Here is a 7,908-nt window from a genome sequence, read left to right as displayed (position 1 = left end):
TATTTAGAGCAGGATATATTTCTTCTTTTCCACGAACTTTTTAAAAATCTGATATTATGGATAACGTTAACGGACAACCTAATCCTGTACCGCTTCAATCGCTGGATCAATGGGAAGATGATTTACTGGAGCGATATCCGGATCCTGCCAATATTAATAAGGAAAAAAGCACTGCCGAATTCCGGAATTATGATGCGCCTCCCAGGGATACGGTGCGTGAATTTTACCGCCTGAATCATACCTATCAGTCTTATGCATTTGTAAAAGAAAAAGAACGTGAATTTCTTTCTTTTGATAAAAGAGAAATGTCGGTATGGGATGCATTTGATTTCCTGAACCAGCTGGTAGATGATTCCGATCCGGACACTGACCTGGATCAGTTCCAGCATTTACTGCAAACCTCCGAAGCTATCCGTGCAGACGGGCATCCCGACTGGATGGTATTAACCGGTTTGTTTCACGACATGGGTAAAGTACTCTGTTTGTTTGGAGAGCCGCAATGGGCCGTAGTAGGAGATACCTTTCCGGTAGGTTGCGCATTTTCTGACAAGATCGTGTTCCCTGAATTTTTCAAAAATAATCCGGATATCAACAACCCCGATTACAACACCAAATACGGGGTATATGAACCTAACTGTGGTTTGAACAATGTGCACCTGAGCTGGGGACATGATGAATACATTTACCAGATCATGAAGGATCATTTGCCGGAACCGGCATTGTACATGTTGCGTTACCATTCTTTTTATCCGCAGCACAGAGAGCATGCCTATGGCCACTTAATGAATGCGCATGATGTGGAAATGTTTAAATGGGTAGACCTGTTCAATCCATACGATTTGTATTCCAAGAGTCCTGTTCCGCCAGACTGGAAGGTGTTGAAACCTTATTATGAAGATCTGGTGGCCAAATATTTGCCATCTACTTTAAAGTTCTGACCAACGCGCAAAGTAGCTAAAGGATTATCGGGGATGGGTGCACACATTTACAGTACATGACCTCCACCCGGATAATCCTTTTTTGATTTTTTTTGACCCGGGAAAGTGATTATATTCCATCCAGGTATTTTTATCCACGTCGTTAAAACTGCTGATCAACCCGATCCACTTATGAGTAATCAACTTGTCTTAAAAGACTACCTGGTATTTGCATTGTATTTTATAATTGTTGCTTCCTATGGTTATTGGATTTATAAAAAGAAGAAGAAGGGCGTAGTAAGTGCATCTAAGAATTTTTTTCTGGCAGAGGGTTCACTCACGTGGTGGGCCATTGGCGCTTCTATCATTGCGTCTAATATTTCAGCAGAGCAATTTATAGGCATGAGCGGAGATGGCTTCTTTGTAGGCATTGCCGTATCTGTGTATGAGTGGGTAGGGGCGGCCGCGCTGATCATCGTAGCGGTATTCCTGATGCCGGTTTATATCAAAAACAAGATCTACACCATGCCGCAGTTTTTGAAAACGCGGTACAATGAAACGGTGGCTTTAATCATGTCGATATTCTGGTTGTTTTTATATGTGTTTGTTAACCTGACTTCCATCCTTTACCTGGGTGCGCTGGCCATCAACGGACTGCTGGGCGGTGCTTATTTTCACGAAGTGATGGTGGCATTGGCTATCTTCTCCGTGATCATCACCCTGGGGGGCATGAAAGTAATTGGTTATACCGATGTAATACAGGTAGGTGTATTGATAGTAGGCGGACTGGCCACTACTTATATGGCGTTAACGGTAGTGAGTGAAAAATTCGGCATGGGGAAAGATGTGCTGGCCGGATTTAATATCCTGATGCAGGAAGCGCCGGATCATTTTCATATGATGCTAAAGAAGCCTGCTGTGGCGGCGCCGCAGGACTATGTGAATAAATACCTGATCCTGCCGGGATTTGGTATGTATATCGCGGGGCAATGGATCAGCAACCTGAATTACTGGGGTTGTAATCAGTACATTACACAACGCGCACTGGGGGCTGATTTGCAAACAGCGCGTACGGGTATTTTATTTGCCGGGTTACTTAAAATACTGATGCCGGTGATTGTAATGCTGCCGGGCGTAGTGGCTTATGTGTTGTATCAGCACGGGCATTTACCACAACTGGAAGGCGGACATAAAGACGGGGCTTACGCGGCCATCCTGACTTTACTGCCCGCAGGTTTGAAAGGGTTGGCAGTGGCTGCATTAACGGCGGCCATTGTAGCATCGCTGGCGGGGAAATCGAATAGTATTTCTACTATTTTTACGTTAGATGTGTACAAAAAATATATTAATACGCAGGCCGATGAAAAACAACTGGTGTGGATTGGACGACTCACCATTGTAGCAGCCATCATTGTTGGGGTACTTTTTACCTGGAATGATTTGCTGGATATTGGCGGTGCTGGCGGGTATACGTTTGTACAGAAATATTCCAGCTTTATCAGTCCGGGAGTATTTGCCACTTTTATATTAGGCATGTTCTGGAAAAGAACCAGTGGTACTGCTGCTATTGCGGGGATCATTACAGGTTTCGCGGCTTCGTTATTTTTCAACCAGGTAGCGGTGCGGATATTTGGTCCGGAAACCATCCTGTATACCGCTTTTCATAATGCGGCAGGGGTGTATGAAATTCCGTTCTTTATCAGTTTGGGTTGGTCTTTCCTGACAACGGTGATAGTGATGGTGTGCATTAGTCTGGCGGGTCCTAAAGTGAGTGCCAAGGCGTTTGCGCTGGACTATGAGATGTTTAAACTGAAACCATCTTCTGTGATATTAATTGTAACTATTTTGTTGTTGTTATCGGTCATTTATGTGAAGTTCTGGTAACGCTTATGTACTCTTGTTGTCTGCTTGTTATTATAGCTGCTGCAGTTGCTGCAGCAGCTACTTTTTTGGGAATAAACAGGTGAAAAGAACGCTCCCGACAACTGTTTGCGGGAGCGGTTCACGCTCACTATACTTACAACCTAACTACGATTTTTCCTTGTGTTTTACCGGTAGCCACCTGTTCATGTGCCAGTCCTATTTCCTCAAAACGGAAAGTATGGGAAACATCGGATCGCAGGGCGCCTTGTGCCAGCAATGCCGCAATGGATTTGGCATCGTCGCCGTTGGATACTACGCTGAGACGGTGAATAAATACGTCTTTTTCGGCAGCCTGTTGTTGCAGTGCCTCATCGAAGAAGGCGAGGATACTAATCAGGCGGCCTCCTTTCTTAGTGGCAGCAAGGGAGCGTTGCAGGTGTCCGGGAATGCCAAGGGAATCGAGTACGATGTCGGCATCTGTGACGATGGTTTCGAATGCCTGTGCGTTGTAGTCGATGTGTTCATCTGCACCGAAGCCAAGCACCGCTTCTTTTTTAGCGGCGGAAGAAGTACCGATTACATAGGCGCCAAAGTGTTTAGCTATTTGTACAGCATAGTGTCCTACACCGCCGGCAGCGGAATGGATCAGGACTTTATCGCCCTTCTTTATATGACCGTAGGTCACCAATGCCTGCCAGGCGGTGAGGGCTGCCAGGGAAGCAGCTGCGGCTTCTTCATGGGAAGTATTGGCGGGCTTCGCAGCTATCTGGTTGGCCGGAGCGGCTACATATTCTGCGTAGGCTTTACCATGACCCGTAAAATTGATCATACCAAATACTTCGTCGCCTACTTTGAAGTTGGTAACGTCTTTACCGGCAGCAACCACTTCACCGGAGATATCCCAGCCGAGTATGATATCTTCCCCTTCATTTGGCTTTACGAACACCGGTATGGCCCAATCATTGGCTCTTACGAAGCTGTCTACCGGGTTAATACCAATGGCTTTATTACGCACTAATACTTCATGATCTTTTATAGCAGGAACCGGAATGTCTTTAATAACGAGGTTTTCCACGCCGCCTGTCTGTTGTAATACGATTGCTTTCATATGTGATAAATTTGTTTTTGTGATTTGATGAGTCAAAATTCCAATAAATTTGCAGGTATCCCCTTGTACAAACAGGGGTTCATTTTGTACATTATCAGGTTATGGAAGTAGTCAATCTTTTTACGCCGTTTGATATCAAATATTGCGAGGGTGATGTTTGCCCGATGGGAAAGCACCGGAACAATTTTTTTGAACTGGTATATATCCTGAAAGGGACGGGCACATTGCATAATAACCAGCACACCTTTGAGTATGAGCCGGAGAACCTTTTCCTGTTTATGCCCCAGGATACCCAATATACCAGGATAAAAGAGCGGACGGCCTTTGTGTTTATCCGTTTTAACGGGATTTACCTGGAAGCACAGCGAACGGGCAATACCCATAGCAATCTGGGTGACTGGGCAAAGAAACTGGAGTATATCTTCCTGAATAATCATCATTTTCCGGGCTGTATTTTGCGGAATACAGACGATAAGCCGATTGTAAGGGCGCTCGTGAATGCGCTGATCCTGGAGTACCCTAAAGAGCAATCGTTGCGTAATGAAGTAGTGCAGCAACTGGTGAATACGATCATCACCATCGTAGCCCGAAACGTATCGCTGGTGAAGCCGGAAAACCCTGTGGTGAACAGTGAAGTATCCAACGAAATACTGAGTTACATACACCAGAATATATACTACCCGGAAAAGTTACGGGCAGAGAAACTGGCTGCGAAGTTTAACATCTCCCAAAATTATATTAGTGAATATGTGAAGAAGGTAACCGGGGAAAGCATACAGCGCTACGTGACCAATTATAAGTTGAAACTGGTGGAAACACGTTTACAGTACAGTGATATGCGGATGAGTGAAATAGTGGAGGAGCTGGGCTTTACAGACGAAAGTCATCTCAACAGAACCTTTAAAAAATATACGGGCATTAACCCTACTGATTTCCGTAAAAAGATGTGGGCAGAAAAAAATTATCAGCCGGGTATGAGTGGCTGATAATTTTTTTGAGAAGATTACATGGCCAGCAATACCGCCACATAATGGCAAATAGCTGCTGCCAGCACCAGGAAATGCCAGATGGCATGGGTATACTTGTATTTATCCCAGATATAGAAAATAACGCCAATGGTATATAACCCGCCGCCAATGGCCAGCATAATCATTACCGGCAAAGGCAGGGTATCAAAGAAACGACGGCCCCCTGCCACCATAATCCAGCCCATAGCCAGGTAGATGATGGTAGACACAATATCATATTTTCCCGTAAACCATGTTTTAAAGAATACGCCCACCAGGGTGAGTCCCCACAAAACCGATAACAGCGTAATCCCGAAAGCATTGTTCATATATACCAGCAGAAAAGGGGTATACGTGCCGGCAATTAAAAAGTAAATGCTGATATGGTCAAATACGAGAAACAGCTTTTTAATAGCCACTTCCTGCGATAAATGATAAATAGTGGAGTTGGTGAAAAGTAATATAAAGCAGAAGGTATAAATACAGGCGCCTACAATGCCGGGTGTATTATTGTGGGTGGCGGCAATACCTGCCAACATTGGTAACGCACTCACGCCAAAGATAATACCCAGGCCATGTATCAGGCCATTTACGACTTCCTGTTTGCGGGTATATCCGGTTTCATTCTTACTGACTGGCATTCATTCAAATTTTCTGCTGTTAAGTCTTGCTGTGATGCGTTTACCACTACGCATCCACTGTCTTTACAAAAGTAGGACAATAATCTACAAAGGGAGATCGAGTTTCTCTATCGCGTTATACAACTGTTTGATCTGCCGGCTTTTCATTTCAGGTACAGTTTTTGCCATTTGCCTTTTCATAAAGCTATATGTTGAGGAGCTATATCATATATAGATTTTTATTTATTCAAATCTGTTACTATCTTTGTGAGCGCCAAAATTAATTTTAACCGAAAACTGTTATTCAATTTTTAATCATGAAAAACCATTTCTTTACCACATTCATGTTGGTATCAGCGTCTTTGCTATTTTTAAATGCATGCAGCAAGAGTGATTCTTCCAGCGGCGTAAATTCCCGGCTGAGTGTATATCTCACAGATGCGCCTGCACCTTATGATGCTGTGTACATTGACATCAAAGACATCCAGGTAAATGCCTCCGCCGATGATGCTGTCAGCACAGGTTGGCAATCGCTTCCCATACTGCGTCCTGGCGTATATGATCTCCTGAAGTTCAGGAATGGATTAGATACCTTGCTGGCATCACAGGAGATACCCGCCGGTACCATTTCCCAGATCAGGTTAGTATTGGGAGCAAACAACAGCGTAGTGATCAATGGTGCTTCTTATCCGCTGGAAACACCTTCGGCACAACAGTCCGGATTAAAGCTGAATATCCACGCCAAACTGGTAGCTAATATTGAATATCGTTTGTGGCTGGATTTTGACGCCAATCGCTCTATTGTTACTACAGGCAGCAACAAGTACATCCTGAAACCAGTGATCCGTACTTACACAGCGGCTACCGGTGGTACTATTAAGGGGATTGCGTTGCCATTATTGCATGTGAAAGGCGTATTTGCTATTCAGAATACCGACACGGTAGCTGCTGCCATTCCAGATGCATTAACAGGTGCATATGTAATTGCAGGATTGAATGCAGGTACTTATAATGTTGCCTTTGCAGGCGATGGCATTTTAAAAGATACCACTGTTGCTGCGGTAGCGGTAAAGACAGGCGAGGTGTCTAATGTGGGGATTATCACCTTGAAGTAAACGTAGTTTGATAAAAAAGAAAAGGGGTTGATCACGATCGTGGTCAACCCCTTTTCTTTTTATAGCTGCTTAGTAAACTGCTTTCATGCCTTTTTCTTTCCAGTAGCTGATGATCGGAAGAAAAGGACCGTATTTATGTTGCGCTACAGAAAAAGTATCTGCAAACGGGCCATGGTCGTAGTCGATGGCTTTTTCCGCTACGTGCGGATAGTCGAAACTTTTTGGATTGGGTCTTGGGTGAATCTGATCGTTGTTCACGAAAGCGGCGATATCCAATGCTTCCTGATCGGTGAGGAATGGTTTGCCTGGAAGGGCTTTATCAAAAGGCATATTGTTTTTTAGCCATTCTGCCTGTTTGATCACACGGTGCATACTGGAACCGGGTTGATAAGCCGTGCTGCCCCATAGTGGCGGATATACATAGGTGCTTTTATCTGCATTCCATTGTCCTTCCCCGTTGGGGCCATGACAGCGGGAGCAGTTTTCCTGGTACAACAGCTGACCATGTTGCGGGTTGGCCGCAACATCCGGAAACGTAACATGCAGGTTTTTAGCCCCTTTAAATGGTTTGTCTTTCGGTGCAAAAGTGCTGATCCATTTCAGGTAGGAGAGAAACGCCACCATTTCTTTGCTGTCCAGCGGGAGCGGTTTGCCGTTGTGTGGCCGCATCACGCAGTTGTTAATTCTTTCTGCGAGTGTGAGTACTTTACCTTCCCGGCCTCTGTATTGCGGGTAGTTATCGTGCGATGACATCAGGTTGAAGGAAAAGGCTTTGGTGCCTGCATCCTGATGGCAATTGGTGCAGTTCATTTTGTTGCCGAGAAACTTACCTGCGCTACCATCCGGGCCTATATAAAGGGCTGTATTCATCATCAGCTCCCGGCCATAGCGTACGGCTTCACCAAAAGCATCATGAGGAATCAGTGTGGTATCTGCGGTAATATATTGTTCTGTGGGAGCCACAGTGGCTGCGGCGGTAGTTTTGCCTTCAACGGAGGAGCCACAGGAAGAAATGATGGCAAATCCCACTATGGCTATCCCACTAATCACTAATAAGCTTCTCATGTGTTGTTTTTTTTGTGTTGACATTTAATGTGTATAGGCTGGTTGCGCGATGTAAGGCGCCAGTCTTTCTGCTGGAATAAACGACGCGCGGTAAGACGACATGCCTGTTCTCATTAACCAGAGGAACCTGCCCTGCAAAGTGGTTAGAATAACCGTATTGCGTTTGGTGGCGCATTGCAATAACGCGCTGTCACCTACCAGGTAGCTGCTGCC

General features: G+C 45.0%; 8 protein-coding genes. 4 read left to right on the top strand and 4 right to left on the bottom strand.

Features of this window, described 5'->3' with window-relative positions; all coding sequences use genetic code 11:
- The first annotated feature begins 56 nt into the window (after window positions 1–56).
- Window positions 57–938, top strand: a complete 882-nt coding sequence (locus tag VIP81_RS20825; RefSeq protein ID WP_331965726.1) for an inositol oxygenase family protein — start codon at window positions 57–59, stop codon at window positions 936–938.
- A 171-nt stretch (window positions 939–1,109) separates the two neighbouring features.
- On the top strand, window positions 1,110–2,801 hold the full coding sequence (locus VIP81_RS20820) for a sodium:solute symporter family transporter (RefSeq protein WP_331965723.1): 1,692 nt from the start codon (window positions 1,110–1,112) through the stop codon (window positions 2,799–2,801).
- A 133-nt stretch (window positions 2,802–2,934) separates the two neighbouring features.
- Here VIP81_RS20820 and VIP81_RS20815 read toward each other — a convergent pair whose 3' ends face one another.
- On the bottom strand, window positions 2,935–3,888 hold the full coding sequence (locus VIP81_RS20815) for an NADP-dependent oxidoreductase (protein ID WP_331965719.1): 954 nt from the start codon (window positions 3,886–3,888) through the stop codon (window positions 2,935–2,937).
- A gap of 101 nt (window positions 3,889–3,989) precedes the next feature.
- Between VIP81_RS20815 and VIP81_RS20810 the strand changes: the two genes are divergently transcribed.
- Window positions 3,990–4,874: an AraC family transcriptional regulator gene (locus VIP81_RS20810; protein WP_331965716.1), complete on the top strand. Its 885-nt coding sequence runs from the start codon at window positions 3,990–3,992 to the stop codon at window positions 4,872–4,874.
- 17 nt (window positions 4,875–4,891) lie between these two features.
- Here the strand turns inward: VIP81_RS20810 and trhA are convergent, their stop codons facing one another.
- Entirely contained in the window at window positions 4,892–5,536 is a 645-nt protein-coding gene (trhA, locus tag VIP81_RS20805) for a PAQR family membrane homeostasis protein TrhA (RefSeq protein WP_331965713.1), read from the bottom strand.
- Between the two features lie 296 nt (window positions 5,537–5,832).
- Here trhA and VIP81_RS20800 point away from each other — a divergent pair, with 296 nt between their 5' ends.
- Window positions 5,833–6,630, top strand: a complete 798-nt coding sequence (locus tag VIP81_RS20800; RefSeq protein ID WP_331965710.1) for a DUF4382 domain-containing protein — start codon at window positions 5,833–5,835, stop codon at window positions 6,628–6,630.
- A gap of 69 nt (window positions 6,631–6,699) precedes the next feature.
- On the opposite strand, the gene VIP81_RS20795 is transcribed toward VIP81_RS20800, so the two are convergent.
- Both VIP81_RS20795 and VIP81_RS20790 read right to left on the bottom strand, forming a co-directional pair.
- Window positions 6,700–7,695 (bottom strand): c-type cytochrome, encoded by a 996-nt coding sequence (locus tag VIP81_RS20795; protein ID WP_331965707.1) that lies wholly within the window; start codon window positions 7,693–7,695, stop codon window positions 6,700–6,702.
- A gap of 24 nt (window positions 7,696–7,719) precedes the next feature.
- A partial coding sequence (locus VIP81_RS20790) for a hypothetical protein (protein WP_331965704.1) occupies window positions 7,720–7,908 on the bottom strand: 189 nt, incomplete at its 5' end.

The sequence above is a fragment of the Chitinophaga sp. genome, assembly GCF_036566945.1.
Lineage (GTDB): Bacteria > Bacteroidota > Bacteroidia > Chitinophagales > Chitinophagaceae > Chitinophaga.
Note: the sequence above shows the minus strand (reverse complement) of the source record. Positions and strands in the feature narration are given on the sequence as shown.

Excerpts from the sequence above, each read along its gene's own strand:
- VIP81_RS20795 (WP_331965707.1), bottom strand. The coding sequence starts at position 7,695 with ATGAGAAGCTTATTAGTGATTAGTGGGATAGCCATAGTGGGATTTGCC.
- VIP81_RS20810 (WP_331965716.1), top strand. The coding sequence starts at position 3,990 with ATGGAAGTAGTCAATCTTTTTACGCCGTTTGATATCAAATATTGCGAG.
- VIP81_RS20825 (WP_331965726.1), top strand. The coding sequence starts at position 57 with ATGGATAACGTTAACGGACAACCTAATCCTGTACCGCTTCAATCGCTG.
- VIP81_RS20815 (WP_331965719.1), bottom strand. The coding sequence starts at position 3,888 with ATGAAAGCAATCGTATTACAACAGACAGGCGGCGTGGAAAACCTCGTT.
- VIP81_RS20800 (WP_331965710.1), top strand. The coding sequence starts at position 5,833 with ATGAAAAACCATTTCTTTACCACATTCATGTTGGTATCAGCGTCTTTG.
- VIP81_RS20820 (WP_331965723.1), top strand. The coding sequence starts at position 1,110 with ATGAGTAATCAACTTGTCTTAAAAGACTACCTGGTATTTGCATTGTAT.
- trhA (WP_331965713.1), bottom strand. The coding sequence starts at position 5,536 with ATGCCAGTCAGTAAGAATGAAACCGGATATACCCGCAAACAGGAAGTC.